This window comes from Methanohalophilus levihalophilus (genome assembly GCF_017874375.1).
Lineage (GTDB): Archaea > Halobacteriota > Methanosarcinia > Methanosarcinales > Methanosarcinaceae > Methanohalophilus > Methanohalophilus levihalophilus.
The window spans coordinates 264,332-277,625 of the sequence record NZ_JAGGLK010000003.1; the positions used below are offsets into that span (position 1 = coordinate 264,332).

The 13,294-nt window shown below is 44.9% G+C and carries 18 protein-coding genes and 1 tRNA gene; 5 read left to right on the plus strand and 14 right to left on the minus strand.

The window, feature by feature from the left end:
- The first annotated feature begins 2 nt into the window (after window positions 1–2).
- Window positions 3–560: a DUF531 domain-containing protein gene (locus J2755_RS08705; protein WP_209682076.1), complete on the plus strand. Its 558-nt coding sequence runs from the start codon at window positions 3–5 to the stop codon at window positions 558–560.
- Window positions 561–571: 11 nt separating this feature from the next.
- Window positions 572–1,693 (plus strand): DUF362 domain-containing protein, encoded by a 1,122-nt coding sequence (locus J2755_RS08710; RefSeq protein WP_342591071.1) that lies wholly within the window; start codon window positions 572–574, stop codon window positions 1,691–1,693.
- Here J2755_RS08710 and pheS read toward each other — a convergent pair.
- Genes pheS through J2755_RS08735 form a run of 5 tightly spaced genes read right to left on the minus strand, consistent with a single transcriptional unit; the run spans window position 1,690 to window position 6,906 of the window.
- Entirely contained in the window at window positions 1,690–3,162 is a 1,473-nt protein-coding gene (gene pheS, locus J2755_RS08715; RefSeq protein ID WP_209682078.1) for a phenylalanine--tRNA ligase subunit alpha, read from the minus strand. The genes J2755_RS08710 and pheS overlap by 4 nt on opposite strands.
- Window positions 3,163–3,173: 11 nt before the next feature.
- The gene (locus J2755_RS08720) at window positions 3,174–4,472 is read right to left on the minus strand and encodes a tryptophan--tRNA ligase (protein ID WP_209682081.1); all 1,299 of its coding nucleotides are present in this window, start codon (window positions 4,470–4,472) and stop codon (window positions 3,174–3,176) included.
- A gap of 52 nt (window positions 4,473–4,524) precedes the next feature.
- A complete protein-coding gene (locus J2755_RS08725) occupies window positions 4,525–5,715 on the minus strand; it encodes a radical SAM/SPASM domain-containing protein (RefSeq protein WP_209682084.1) in 1,191 nt (396 codons plus the stop codon).
- Window positions 5,716–5,757: 42 nt separating this feature from the next.
- A complete protein-coding gene (locus J2755_RS08730; RefSeq protein WP_209682087.1) occupies window positions 5,758–6,369 on the minus strand; it encodes a translation initiation factor IF-2 subunit beta in 612 nt (203 codons plus the stop codon).
- 18 nt (window positions 6,370–6,387) lie between these two features.
- Entirely contained in the window at window positions 6,388–6,906 is a 519-nt protein-coding gene (locus J2755_RS08735) for a 50S ribosomal protein L16 (RefSeq protein ID WP_209682089.1), read from the minus strand.
- Between the two features lie 207 nt (window positions 6,907–7,113).
- Between J2755_RS08735 and J2755_RS08740 the strand changes: the two genes are divergently transcribed.
- The 3 genes from J2755_RS08740 (at window position 7,114) to J2755_RS08750 (ending at window position 8,837) form a co-directional block, all read left to right on the plus strand.
- A complete protein-coding gene (locus tag J2755_RS08740) occupies window positions 7,114–7,647 on the plus strand; it encodes a MogA/MoaB family molybdenum cofactor biosynthesis protein (protein WP_209682092.1) in 534 nt (177 codons plus the stop codon).
- A gap of 156 nt (window positions 7,648–7,803) precedes the next feature.
- Window positions 7,804–8,508 (plus strand): RAD55 family ATPase, encoded by a 705-nt coding sequence (locus tag J2755_RS08745; protein ID WP_209682095.1) that lies wholly within the window; start codon window positions 7,804–7,806, stop codon window positions 8,506–8,508.
- A 68-nt stretch (window positions 8,509–8,576) separates the two neighbouring features.
- The gene (locus J2755_RS08750; RefSeq protein ID WP_209682097.1) at window positions 8,577–8,837 is read left to right on the plus strand and encodes a YhbY family RNA-binding protein; all 261 of its coding nucleotides are present in this window, start codon (window positions 8,577–8,579) and stop codon (window positions 8,835–8,837) included.
- Window positions 8,838–8,865: 28 nt separating this feature from the next.
- Here J2755_RS08750 and J2755_RS08755 read toward each other — a convergent pair whose 3' ends face one another.
- The 9 genes from J2755_RS08755 to J2755_RS08795 form a co-directional block, all read right to left on the minus strand.
- Window positions 8,866–9,486 (minus strand): hypothetical protein, encoded by a 621-nt coding sequence (locus J2755_RS08755; protein WP_209682099.1) that lies wholly within the window; start codon window positions 9,484–9,486, stop codon window positions 8,866–8,868.
- Window positions 9,487–9,536: 50 nt separating this feature from the next.
- A complete protein-coding gene (locus J2755_RS08760) occupies window positions 9,537–9,869 on the minus strand; it encodes a DUF190 domain-containing protein (protein ID WP_245312864.1) in 333 nt (110 codons plus the stop codon).
- Between the two features lie 20 nt (window positions 9,870–9,889).
- Window positions 9,890–10,252, minus strand: a complete 363-nt coding sequence (locus tag J2755_RS08765) for a fluoride efflux transporter FluC (RefSeq protein WP_209682102.1) — start codon at window positions 10,250–10,252, stop codon at window positions 9,890–9,892.
- 2 nt (window positions 10,253–10,254) lie between these two features.
- Window positions 10,255–10,623, minus strand: coding sequence for a fluoride efflux transporter CrcB (gene crcB / locus J2755_RS08770; protein ID WP_209682105.1), 369 nt, complete (start codon window positions 10,621–10,623; stop codon window positions 10,255–10,257).
- A gap of 24 nt (window positions 10,624–10,647) precedes the next feature.
- Window positions 10,648–10,920: a ubiquitin-like small modifier protein 1 gene (locus J2755_RS08775; protein WP_209682108.1), complete on the minus strand. Its 273-nt coding sequence runs from the start codon at window positions 10,918–10,920 to the stop codon at window positions 10,648–10,650.
- 52 nt (window positions 10,921–10,972) lie between these two features.
- A tRNA-Pro gene (locus J2755_RS08780) sits at window positions 10,973–11,050 on the minus strand.
- A 70-nt stretch (window positions 11,051–11,120) separates the two neighbouring features.
- Window positions 11,121–11,672 carry a UbiX family flavin prenyltransferase gene (locus J2755_RS08785; RefSeq protein ID WP_209682111.1) on the minus strand — a complete coding sequence of 184 codons (552 nt, stop codon included), beginning with the start codon at window positions 11,670–11,672 and terminating at the stop codon, window positions 11,121–11,123.
- Entirely contained in the window at window positions 11,673–12,029 is a 357-nt protein-coding gene (lpdD, locus tag J2755_RS08790; RefSeq protein ID WP_209682113.1) for a prenylated flavin chaperone LpdD, read from the minus strand. It abuts the gene before it with no gap.
- Window positions 12,030–12,039: 10 nt separating this feature from the next.
- Window positions 12,040–13,233, minus strand: a complete 1,194-nt coding sequence (locus J2755_RS08795) for an HD domain-containing protein (RefSeq protein WP_209682116.1) — start codon at window positions 13,231–13,233, stop codon at window positions 12,040–12,042.
- Window positions 13,234–13,294: the final 61 nt, after the last annotated feature.

Consider the following 13,294-nt stretch of genomic DNA (forward strand, 5'->3'; position numbering starts at 1 on the left):
GAATGCTGACACTTGGAATTGTCAACACATATGATAAAATAAAGGTGCTTGATGCTCATTATCGTGCCATTGCAAGAGCTGCTCCTATGTGCAAAGCATATGGATTTAGTCTTGCTCTTTTTGATTTTCCATTCAAGATTGAAAAAGATGAGCTTGTGGATTATGTTGTGGAAAAAACCACAATAGGCGAATCCGGATCTTACCTGAAAGAACTCAATGAAAAAGGGCACTTTTTCGTTGGGGATTTACCGAAAAAAGGCTTCCCTTCCCATTTCGGCAAGCTTGTGGCAACTACTTCCAAACCGGATCCTTCCTTCAAGATTACTACTTTTGAAATGGCAGACGAAATCCTGAATCGCAATTCCTTCCTTTTCCTTGTGGGATTGGGGCGGAAAGGACTTCCGCGGGATCTGATAAAACGTGCTCCACTACATCTTGATATCACAAACGAGGGAATTTCCTGTGAAACCTGCACAGCAATCGGCGCAATTCCTTCACACCTCATGGGTATTGTTTATGCGAAGCAGGCATCCCAAAACGCTTTTAACAGACGTGAATAATATTGTCCTTGATGATGGATAACAGGGTGGTCATTGCTTCCTGTCCGGATTATTCCGCTGCAAAAGGAGCGGTAAGGGAAGCAGTTGCAGAACTTGGTGGGATGAAACGTTTTGTGAATTCGGGAGATCGTGTTTTGATCAAACCCAACCTGCTTGCTGCTCATGTGCCGGAAGATGCAGTTACAACCCATCCTGAAGTTGTGGCGGCAGTTTGTGATCTTGTGATAGAAGCCGGTGGAATTCCCATGGTGGGAGACTGTGCAGGAATCACTCATCCGGGAGCAACCGCCAAAGCATTCGAAGTATCAGGAATTGGCGAGTCTACGCTCAACACTGGCGGGGATGTTGTCAATTTCCAGCAAAACGGTTTCAGAAAGGTTGAAGTTCCGGGCGCAAAACACTTTCCTGAACTTTACATCAGCAAGGATGTTCTGGACGCAGATGTTGTTATCAATCTTCCCAAGCTAAAAACCCATGAGCTGACACTCATGACCGGGGCTGTCAAGAACATGTTCGGAACCGTCCCCCTGAAGATACGCAAGGAATCTCACCTTCTCGCAGATCCTGATGTTTTCAGTGAGGCAGTTCTTGAGATTTTTTCCGCTGCAACTCCGCAGCTTTCAATTATGGATGCTGTTCTCTGTATGGAAGGGCATGGTCCGTCCCGGGGTTCCCCGGTACATGTCGGTGCAATCATTGCTTCCGCCAATTCGTTTGCATTGGACATTGTTGCAGCGCAGGTAATGGGATTCGACAAAATGGATATTCCTACAAATCGGGTTGCTGCCAGAAAGGGATTGGATACGGATCTGGAAATTACGGGTATTCCTATTGAGGATGTGACAGTATCTTTCAAACGCCCTCCCCGAGGGGTTCTTCGTCTTTTGCCTCCATGGATTACCTCAATAGTAGGACGAGCCTATAAAGTAAATCCAGAAATCAACACCTTCAGATGCCAGTTGTGCGGAGCCTGTGTATCCAATTGTCCGGCAGATGCCATCAAAAAAGAAGGGTCTTCACTTAAAATAGATGACAAGCAGTGCATCCTTTGCTACTGCTGTCGCGAGCTATGCCCCTACGAGGCAGTGGATATCAAGAAATCACTGCTTGCGAAGATTTTGTCAAGGGATTAAAGCTTGCAAATTGGACTTGAACGAAGCCACTCTATGTCGGACTGGTACAGATCACGCAGATCCTTGAGACCGATTTTAAGCATGGCAACCCTGCTGACGCCAAGACCCCAGGCAAGTACCGGATAATCAATTCCCAGAGGTTCTGTGACTTCTTTCCGGAATACACCTGCACCGCCGAGTTCCACCCATCCAAGACCATCAACGTATACTTCCGGCTCCACACTGGGTTCGGTGTATGGGAAGTAACCGGGCCTGAATCGGACATTCTCGAATCCCATACGGTGATAGAATTCTTTCAAGCATCCCAGAAGGTTGGCAAAGGACATGTTCCTGTCCATGATTATACCTTCAAGCTGTTCGAATTCAGGTGTATGTGTAGGATCAATGGTTTCCCTGCGGTATGCCCTGTCAATACAGAATGCTTTTACCGGAGGTTCGGTATGTTCTGAAAGGTACTTGATTGTGACAGCTGTAGTGTGTGTACGGAGTACATTACGCTCTGCGATTTCAGGGCTCCATTTTCCTCCCCACCCGATGGAGTCGATATCTCCTCCGGTCTCGTGCATGGAACACACGGTTTTAACATAATCTTCCGGAAGATCGGAAGTTGTGTCAAGGTGGAATGTATCCTGCATTTCCCTTGCTGGGTGATCCTGTGGCTGGAAAAGGGCATCGAAATTCCAGAATGAACTCTGGATGATGTCACCTTTGATTTCAGTGAATCCCATCTCAAGGAAAATCTGCCTCATCTCATCAATCAGGCGCTGGTATGGATGTGCCTTTGCAGCGTAAATCTTCCTCGGGGGTTTTTCGATATTGTAAGGACGGAATGATTTGCCTTTCCACTCTCCACTTTTTAACATCTGGCCGGTAAGCTGTGTAATATCTTCCTCAAGGCTGATACCTTCAGCGGCAAGATCCAGACCTTCCTCTAAGATACTGATTGTACGCTGTTTTGTCTCGATTTTCTCGAGAAGTTTGCGTTTGAGTAAATCATCAATTGTTTTCTTTGAAGCACCTGTGTCTTCTACTGAAAAATCCCCTTCACCTGCATTTTTCAGGAAAACTTCGTCATCACCTTCCGGTACATCGGCGTTCGGGACAATCTTTCCCTGCTCGATGTTTGCCCATCCTTTCCTCTTGAGCCATCCAGTAGCAATTCCCACCATATGGGGTGATAATTTTTTCTGCAATTCAGGAATTGGGGTTGGTGCATCGATTGCATTTAGCACCTGTCTCTCAGGAAGGCCTTCGGATGCATATGTTTTACCTTCGCTGGTTAAACTGAAGCTTTCCGAGGTCTCATCTTTTACTCCGGCAAGTCCTTTTTCCTCAAGCAGAAATGCAGCCTGTGTTGCATTTTCCACTTTCAGTTCTGCTTTTCCTGCCAGCGCTTCAGGGGTTGTTTCCTTTAGCTCGTTAAGTGCGAGTAAAACCTTCTTTTCATTGAGTGTGAGATTGGTAGTCATGGATATTACCTTCAGAGTCCGTATTCGTCAAGTTTGTCCCGTGCCTGTTCCCTGAGTTCCTGATGTTCAGTAAGGAAATCGGACATTAGTTCGGCGGCATAAACCTTGCAATGGCCGCACATGCGTGTACCTTCAACGCATTCGGAATGGATTTCCTCCAGTTCCTTGTCATCGTCAATAAGATGGAACATGAATAATTCGTAAACTGAGCAGTTGGTTGGTTCTCCGCCAAGCTCTTTCTGCTCCTCCAGAGTCATGCGCCCGCCGGTCTTTGCACGTTTGACTTTCTTGGCAGCCTTCTTTGGTTCCTCGGTAAGGGAAATTACGCTGTCCGGAATGCTGCTTGACATCTTCCCTCCCTGCAAACCCGACATGAACCTGTGGTATGTGGATGCAGGTGGAAGGAATGAATATCCTCCAAGATCTAGTTCAGCCTGTCTGGCGATTTCCTTGAGTTTTTGTTTGTCATCAACTCCGAAAACATCGACATGTCCTTCGAAGACCTTTGTCTTCCATGGCATCCTTTTTGCTACTTCCTGCAAAGCGCCTTCAGGTGCAGCCTTGCTGCGGATGCTCATGTATGGATTTCCTTTCAGGTCTTCCCTTTTCTCGATACGGAACATGTTCATGCTGTTGGCAAGTCCTCTTGTGAGGCGAATATGTGGGTCCTGATCAGAACCAACAGGAATTACTGTGGGTTTCGGTCCGCTGAATTCTCCAAGCTGTGGTTGCAATATGTCGGCACTCTGGGTAAGTGCACTCACCATATGTGCAACATTTGTTTGACCGTTGAATCCATAAATAGCGCTTAGTTCAGAGAAGTTTGCCTTGACCCCGAGTTCAAAGGCAAGATCCTTAACATTGTCTGATTCGGACTGGAAATAAATGTGACCACTTGGTTCAAAACCAAGGGCTATCAGGCTGAGTATGTACTGCTCAACTCCGATTTCCCGACATTTGTCCCATGAAAAACCTCTTACAGCATGGGCTTCCCTGTCCGCAATACCTACGAAGGCATCTCCCCCCATTTTCTGGTGCCAGATGATCTCTTCCATAACCATTTTGTGGCCGAGGTGAACCATTCCGGAAGGCATGAATCCGCTCATTACTGCAAATGGTTTGCCTTCTGCCATGGCTTCTGTCACCCTGTCGTATCCACGGTGGCCGAAAATAATCTTGCGGCGCATATAGTGGCTTGGTTCAGGTACATTGTTGTAAATATCATCAAAAGGGAGAATTCCAAATTCATCAAAGAGCTTTGAATAATCGTCGATGTTTGATGAACCCCACGGATCAAGTTTTGAATTCATAGGTAGCCTCTGGTTTCCTTTTCTTGCTTCCCTGCCCGTTATGGCAGTCCTGTTATTTTATCATATCGAAGGGATATGGAATTGGCGCATCGTCGGGAATCTTTGCAGCCATGTTAAGATAATCCGGGTGTTGCATAACGCAGAATCCTGTTCCATGTCTGGGGTGTGTCAGCACCTTCATTTTCTTCCAGATGTCTTTTGCTGATTTGTCCCTTACGTTTCCAAAGCTGAATGGAATATATGGGCATGGCTTGACTTCTCCGTCAACACAAACATGCATCCATCGTTCTCCTGCCATGCATCCCAGCATTTCCCCTTCGAAATAGCTGTTTGCGAAAATACGAGGTCCTTGCGGATCTGAATTAATCCGCTGGTACATTTCAAGAATGCTTACCCTCTCAGCTTCACTCAGGATAGGGTCGTCTTTCTTCTTCGGGACAGCTTCCCAGATTGAGAATTCATGAACTCCGATCTCCTTTGCAAGCTCATAGAGCCCGGGAAGTTCGTGGAAGCTGGAGGGAGAAGTGTGGGTGCACATTGTTACGAGTAATCCCGCATCAAGTCCCATTTTCATTGCTTCGATTGCCATCCTGTGGGCGCCTTCAAGTTTACGGATTGAATCATGTTTTTCAGGATCAGTTGAATAAATGCTAATCAGGAGATTATGGAGGCCGGATTCCTTGAGTTTCTGTGCGACTTCCGGAGTCATCTCGGTTCCGGGTGTGTACATGTTGACAACAGCCTTTTCCTGATCAACATGCCGGATAAGGTCAAAGATATCTTTCCTGAGCAGTGGATCTCCTTCTGTAAAAACAATCACCGTTGTACCCATTTCAATGACTTCATCAATTGCCTTCTTGAGGACAGGAGTCTCGAGTTCCCCTTCCCCGTTGCTCATGAAACAATGATCGCACTTGCAGCCGCATTCCCTTGTAATTTCAAAAGAAACCGTTTCAGGAATTCGTTTTCCAAGTGCCATTTGCACTTCTGCTGCGACAAGTCTTTTGAATGGCCCGCTGGGGATAGGGGGCAACCATGTGGAAGCTATAACACTATCTTCTTTTACAAGAGCAGGCTTTTCTTCTCTCAGGCGATCATTAATACGTTTCAAAAAAGGCTTGCAGACGGCACTGAGTTTTCCCTTCGCCTTGAGTTGTGAGAAACTTTCAGTGCTGTCCAGTTCTATGGAAAGGCCAGGAAGCGAAACCACCGGAATTGTTTTCCCGCTATCCGCATTTCCCATATCCTTTCATCCTGTTATGGGATTTGGTAATCCCCTGATATCTTATTGTACGACTTCGGAAAAAGCAATGTTTCCGCTGATCTTCTTAATACGGATTTTTACCACATCGCCCTTTATAGCACGTGGCACGAAGATTGTGAACTTGGCCACTTTGGCAATTCCATCGCCTTTGGAACCGACTGCTTCGATTTTAACTTCGTACTCCTTGCCCTCTTCAAGAGCGGCTACAGGAGCAGCAGCAGTAGCTTTCCTTTTCTTAACAGGTCTGTGGGCACCACATGCCGCACATTTCATCATCATGACGCGGTCCATCTTAACGAGTTGTGTGTCAGGACGGTTACATTCTGAACAAATCACGTACTCGTCAGCATAGGCGTCAATATTGGATTTGATGACGTTTGAAGGGAATTTACCCTGGAAGATGGCTCTCGCACCTTCTATCTTTCCCGCAGTACCCAGTTCGCGGGTCAGGTATTTCATAAGATGGTCGGGTTCCCGGTTGAGAACGCTGACTATCTGGCCAAAGTTATCAAGGACTGTGGTTTTCCCTTCAATGAATACTTTGGGATCCGGAATTACAAACCTTGCATCCGTCGTTTCTATGTCAGGTAGGTTTTCGATTGCCCTGTCAAGAAGGGCTTCGTAATCTTCCATTTAAATTCCTTCATGGGTTTACTGAACAAGTTCCGCGCCCTGATCAACAACGATCCTTACAGGGCTGGGAATCTTCTGTCCTGCCTTGCGCAGTGCATCCTTTGCTTCTTTAAAGTGATTTTTGTTAACGGAAACAGTGAAGATTTTCTGTCCTACGGATACTCTTGCTGCGGTGCCTACGGCTTTGCCGAACGCTCCTCTCATACCACTGGACACACGGTCTGCACCCGCGCCGGTTGCTTGCTTGTTTTCCCTGAGGACTTCATGGGGATAAACACGGAGCTTCAGGTGATAGCCTGTACGGCCAGCCGCTGCAATCATGTGTCTGTTAGATGTAATACGTGCGGCTTCAAGAGCTGTGTGCCTGATCTGGCATTTCTCTTCTACTAAAAGTGATAACTTAATTGGGAACTCGGCAGTCTTGTTACCCATGTCGTAGTGAATAATGTGACTTCCCGGAACACCACCCATGTATTTCCTGCGGGTGTATGAGCGCTGTTTAATGTTCCTGTACATGCTTGCTGGTTTTCTTACCATGGAATATAGGCCTCCTTAGATAATTGGTATAGCAGAAATTTAATCTCTGAAACGGTCTGCTACCTATTGTGATTTTCGTATTTTAATTTGGTGGTTTGTTACCTTTAGATGGGCTCCGTTATTACGTAGGGGTTTATAAGCCTTATTGGTGGTTGGGCCGAACACACGACAAATGGCTTTAATATTTTCAAGGTAATATTCATGACCATGACTTCAGTTGTTGAAGAACATAAGAAGGGAACCCTGAACTCATATAAGTTTGCAGTAATCACGGTTTCCACTTCACGCTACAATGATTACGGATCAGTGGATTCTCCCGCAAAAGCTGAAGATATTTCCGGGGAAAAGATGATACGATCCATCGAAAAAGAAGGTAACAACGTGATAGGTTACTCTCTTGTTTCTGATGACATTGATCTAATTCGGGCTGCAGTAAGGGGTTATCTGGGCACTGCGGATGTTATTGTAACAAGCGGGGGGACCGGACTTGCAGCATCTGATGTAACGATAGAAGCCTTGACGCCATTATTCAGTAAATCCCTGCCTGGTTTTGGAGAATTATTCAGGTATAAAAGCATTGATCAAATTGGATCAGCTGTTATACTTACAAGGGCAGCCGCCGGAATATCGGATGGTACTGCAATCTTCTGTCTTCCGGGATCGCCAAAGGCAGTGGAACTTGCGATGGAGGAGATTATCCTTCCGGAGGCAGGGCATATAATGAGGCATCTCCCCGACTGATCAGGACGTAGCGTCCTTAAACTATATATATAACTCACAACATTTTTTAGAATCTTCCCTTATTGATAGGGAAGTGTTATTAATGATTTTATCATATAGTCATGATAATCATATTTATGAGGATTTATTAACTCTTCAGCATTCTGGAAGATGCGCATGGAAGGCTATTTGCTGGGAATAAAGGAACTTGATGATCTTATTGGTGGCATCAAGGAAGGGACTAACCTTATGCTCCTAGGTCCTCCTATGAGTGGAAAGGATAGTATTGTCAATAACATACTTTATACCGGATTAGACGACAGCAATGCTTCTGTTTTGGTTTCGACCCGCGAACCCGGTGAAAATGTTCTTGAATGGTTCCTGAAACATGATCCTGATATGGATACATCCAGTCTGGGTATAGTGGATTGTGTAACCAAGACTCTCGGAATTGCCGCAGAGGATACTGACAACATCAAAAGGGTATCGAGTCCTGTAGATCTTACAGGTATCGGTGTTCGTATCAGTCAGTATTTTGAGGAACTCTGGATGAAAAAAGAAAATCCTCCAATTCGCTTGTGCATTAATTCCCTTTCAACCGTCTTGATGTATTCCAATTTACAGACGGTTTTCCGTTTCCTTCACGTATTTACAGGAAGGATCAAGGCTGCAAAAGGGCTAGGCCTGTTTGTTGTGGAAGACCAAATGCACGATCCGCAAACAATAGCAACCCTCAAACAGTTGTTTGATGGTATGATCGAAATAAAAGAGCATGAATCAGGCCATATGATTCGGGTTGTGGGTTTGTCTCCGCGCCCTACTCCCTGGTTTGACTATGTCATAGAGGATTCGGGAATAACTTTTTCTAAAGCTGGAGATTGATTGCCTTATCTTCCTCAATGGGGCAGTTATATATACCAAATCACACTTTCTGGCGTTAGGTGTTCATAATGGATAAGGCTAAACAGCTGCAACTCAGATCTGAAGCTTCGCAGCTAAAACCGCTGCTTAATGTTGGCAAAAAGGGACTTGATGATTCAGTTATTGATGAAATAAAGAAACAACTCAAGGCTCGCCGGCTTATTAAAATCAAGGTTCTTCGCAGCGCGGAAGAAGAGATGGATGTAAAAGCAATTGGTGAAGAACTCAGCCGCCTGACTTCAAGTGAACTTATTGATGTCAGAGGTCGTGCAGTCGTACTTTACAGGTGAGGGTAGAATCCCTTCATCTGATTCCGTATCAATTTGCTTTACTTTTCCCCACATACCATCCTACTACCACGGGAACCCAACACAAGTTTGCAGCAATTGTTTCAAATGCTGTAAATGTCTGTGTAGTAGGACTAAATCCTAGTATGCGTGCAGACAGAAGGCCTATAGGTACCAGCAAAATGATGGCCAGACTCGCCATCATGACAGGGTGCTTTGTATATGCAACCATGGCCTGATTCAAGGAACCTTCTTTTCGCCTAAGATAAATCATGCCGGAGATATTGGCTCCGATTTGGTCACTTAGTGCATAAAAGTAAGGGATGTAAAATCCCTGTATCCCGTAAACATCAACACCTGCTAACCGACTTGCAATATCGATTATCCATGGAATGGCAAGTCCGAAAAGCTTTCCCCATCCATATGCCTGGGCCATGGTTCCCGACATATTGCCCATTCTCTGTCGTATCGCATAGACTCCTTCGAGAATTGATTCTCCTTCCCCCGAAAGCGTCCTGACAATCCATTGCCCGAAAGGATTTGTCTGTTGTCCCTGAAAATCAAGAAATATGGCAGCAATCAGTCCCATCAGGTATCCGGGAATTGTATATTTGAGAAGATCTCCAAAACCTTCTTCCTCTATTTCATTCATTTCGTCCTGCACAAAAGAACACTTTAAAGTCCATTATTAATAAAAAACAGTTAAACTCCTTCGCCCGAAACTACGTCTATTTTCTGGATTATTATTAGTTCATTGGGAAGAAGTCCCTTAAGAATCTGAATAATCTCTGTTATTTTTTCTTCTTTTTCAACCACCTGAACGACTACAGGAAGCTCGCTGGACAGCCGAAGTATGCTGGATGTATGTATCTTGCTGTGGACTCCGTAACCTTCAATTCCACGAAAAGCAGTCGCACCTGCAATTTTATTCTCTTTTAGTAATTCGATAACTGCTTCGTATGCAGGCCTTCCGTCAATTTGATCATTTTCACTCAGGTACAAAATCATGAGGACATGTTGCAATCTCTCACCCATTTGCTGTTATGCCACTGGGATTAGATTAAGGTTGCCAGTAACCATCCCAATCCTGCTCCAATTAGGCAAAATGTCACATTTGAAGCTATGTTTGTGAAAGAGAGATAAAATGAACCTTCTTCCATCAGGTGGAATGACTCGTAGGCAAAGGTGGAGAAGGTTGTGAACGAACCCAGTGTACCGATTGTTACCGGGTAAATGATGTCACTTCCGATTGTGGAATACGTAAAGAAAGCGAGGATAAAGGTTCCGATTGTGTTTACGGTAAGGGTTCCTGTGGGTAGCCCATTGATTGAAGGCATGGCTCCGGAAACAAGAAACCGGAGGCAAGCTCCGATGCTTCCCCCGAGTCCCACAAGCAGCATACTTGTTAATATTGCCATTGTTACCACACCCTTCTTTGATAAAGGAATGATCCTGTGCGTGCGAGGTATACGACAAACATGGCAATCCCTATGTTTCCCGCAACATTTGCCATTGCCAGCAATGGATTCATCGTTACTGTTTGCATAATAAAAGTGGAAAATGTGGTGAATGAGCCCATAAACCCTATTCCCAGGAATAGTTTCAGTTGAGAGTAGGAAGATCCTGTATATTCAAAATAGTATATCAGCAGTCCAAGAAGGAAACTCCCGGCCACGTTAACAAAAAAAGTGTCTATTGGATTGTACAGCCATTCGAATACCAGGAAGCGACTTACAGAACCCAGAAATCCGCCTACAGCTACATAAAAAACAGGAAGAGGTATTTTCACACCAGTCCTCCACTACAAATATCGTTATCCACCGGATACTGGTGGAAACATAGCAATTTCGTCGGAATCTGAAATTTTGGTCTCAAGGCCGTCAAGATGCTGTATGTTGTCTCCGTTGACGAGTATGTTGATGTAACCCCTGATTTTTCCATCTTCCAAGACCATGTCTTCCAGTGATGGATATTTTGCTATCAGGTTTATGAGGAGATCGTTGATGTTTTCTCCGGGAACCTCAACGCTTGAAGCTCCTGCAACCTCACGCAAATTGGCAAAAAGCTTGATCTTCTTCAGAGCCATGGCTGGCAAATTGGAGTTGATACTTATAAAATTATCCACAAAAAAGATATTTTGGTGGGATAGCGCGGATTTGAACCGCAGTCCAAGCGTCCCAAACGCTCGAGGATGGACCAGGCTACCCTACTATCCCGCCTTGTCTGACCCTTACATACACCTTCTAGTAAATATACCTAACTATTGAAAGAAGCCTTTGTTGGGCGTTATTCCCAGCGCTTATAGATGTCGTGTTCAACTCCCAAAAGATCCAGTACTCTTCCCGCCATGAAATTAATAAGATCATCAATGGTTTCAGGTTTGTTGTAGAATGCAGGGGATGCCGGCAGGATGTCTGCGCCAGCCTGTTTGAGCCTGAGGAGATTTTCAAGATGAATCTGGTTATATGGTGTTTCCCTTACCATGAGAATGACTTTTCGTCTTTCTTTCAGGCAAACATCAGCCGTTCTTTCAATAAGATTGTCCGAAAAACCATTTGCAATTGCTGCAACAGTTTTCATGCTGCATGGTGCCACAACGAGTGCATCATATTTGTGGGATCCACTGGCAATCGGGGCTGTAAAATCCCTTTCATCGTAAACTGCAGATGCCAGTTTCTTGATGTTTTCAACATCATGATCGGTTTCTATGTTGATAATTTTCTCTGCCGCGTTTGTAATTACAAGGTGGGTCGTGACTCCCATTTCAGACAGTACTTCAAGTAAACGGATTCCGTATTGTGCACCGGATGCCCCGCTTATGCCTATGGCAACTTCCATTTAGTTTCCCTCCATCATAGTGATCATTTCATCTGCCATCTCATAAGAAACTGCTGTTATTTCTTCAATTTCCCTTTTGGTAATGTTGTCAAAATGGATTCCCGTGATAAATACTACGTTTTTTGAGGTTGCCTCACTAATCAGCCTTGATAGTGGTTGGCTGATAATATCGTCCAGGTGCCCCGGAAGTGTGATGACTGAAGATGAAGCGAACTTCTTGCTTTTGTCGTATGTTGAAACAGCCGCCGCTCCTATGTGCTCATCTCCACCAGAAAGAACTGCAATGAGATCATCCCCAAGCTGCATATAGTTAAGAGTCAGTTTTCCTCTTGAGGTTATCTTTTTAATTTCTTTCATACGGGCCTCCTCAAAGATCAGTCAACCGGTATTGCCTGGTTTGCTTTTTCACATCAAAAAAGCTTTCTGCCACTTTCCTCACCTTGTCACGATGCTCTTTCGGGGTATAAACACCCATTCTCCAGTTATCTCGATGTGCATTTTCCAGTGTTGCAACAATGTGTGAAGCCTGATCAAGGTAGAGCATTTTCCCGTTGGATTTTATCTGGGCATTCATTTCCTCTATCTGTGAAAGCCCGGGAATGTCTATCAGGATGTCCTTTTCCTCGAGGTCGGCATCCTCTGCGATTTCCTTTTCAATCCGGTGAACGTTCTTGCGATGCTTGAGCACTTTCTCATCAACGCTTTCAAAACCAGCATAAAGCGCCCGTTTGTACAGGTGACGCTCGTTAATTCTCTGCATCATTTCTCCGGCGTACCCGTTATCATTGCGAAGAACTTCAAATATCTGGCTATCGTCCATCCTCTGCAGCCTTCGGGGGTTGAGCTTGTCACTCAATATGAGATCTTCCACGGCGCGATTAAACATTGTTTCCGCGATACGTGAAACATGATGGAAGTAAACACTGGGGTACATGAGAAATCTTGATACAAGGAGCGACTCAGCGGCATTGAGTCCACCTTCAGCAACCACAAGCTTGTTTTCATGGAACTGCATTTTATGGATCATCCGTATATGATCTATTGTTCCATAGGCAACGCCTGTGTAATGGGCATCCCGGATGAGATAGTCCATCCTGTCCACATCAATTTCACTACTGATAATCTGGCCGAGAGCTGTTTTTCCCATAATGTGATCCGCAATGGTTGAAACGCTTAAATCATGCTCATCACAAATAGAGGAAATTTCATCCTTCTTGAGAATGGATTTCACGTCTTCATGTTTTGTTCGTGTATATTTCTCGATAAGGTCTTCCGTAACATGGGAAAGGGGTCCGTGTCCGATATCATGAAGCAGTGCAGCAGCTCTCAATTCGTTTTTTTCTTCTTCAGTAGCTTCTATTTCTTCTGTAAGCATGGATGCAAGGTGCATTGTCCCGAGGGAATGCTCAAAACGAGTATGGTTTGCCCCCGGATATACAAGGTTCGAGAATCCGAGTTGTCGTATTCTCCGCAATCTTTGTAAAGGGGATGTGTCGATAAGAGAAACCGCAAGTTTATCAAGCTCTATGTATCCGTGTACAGGATCCCTTACGACTTTCATATGGTTTAAATAGTGTTTCTCATATAATGGTGTTTCTGCTACTGCAATGGAGATTTTCATT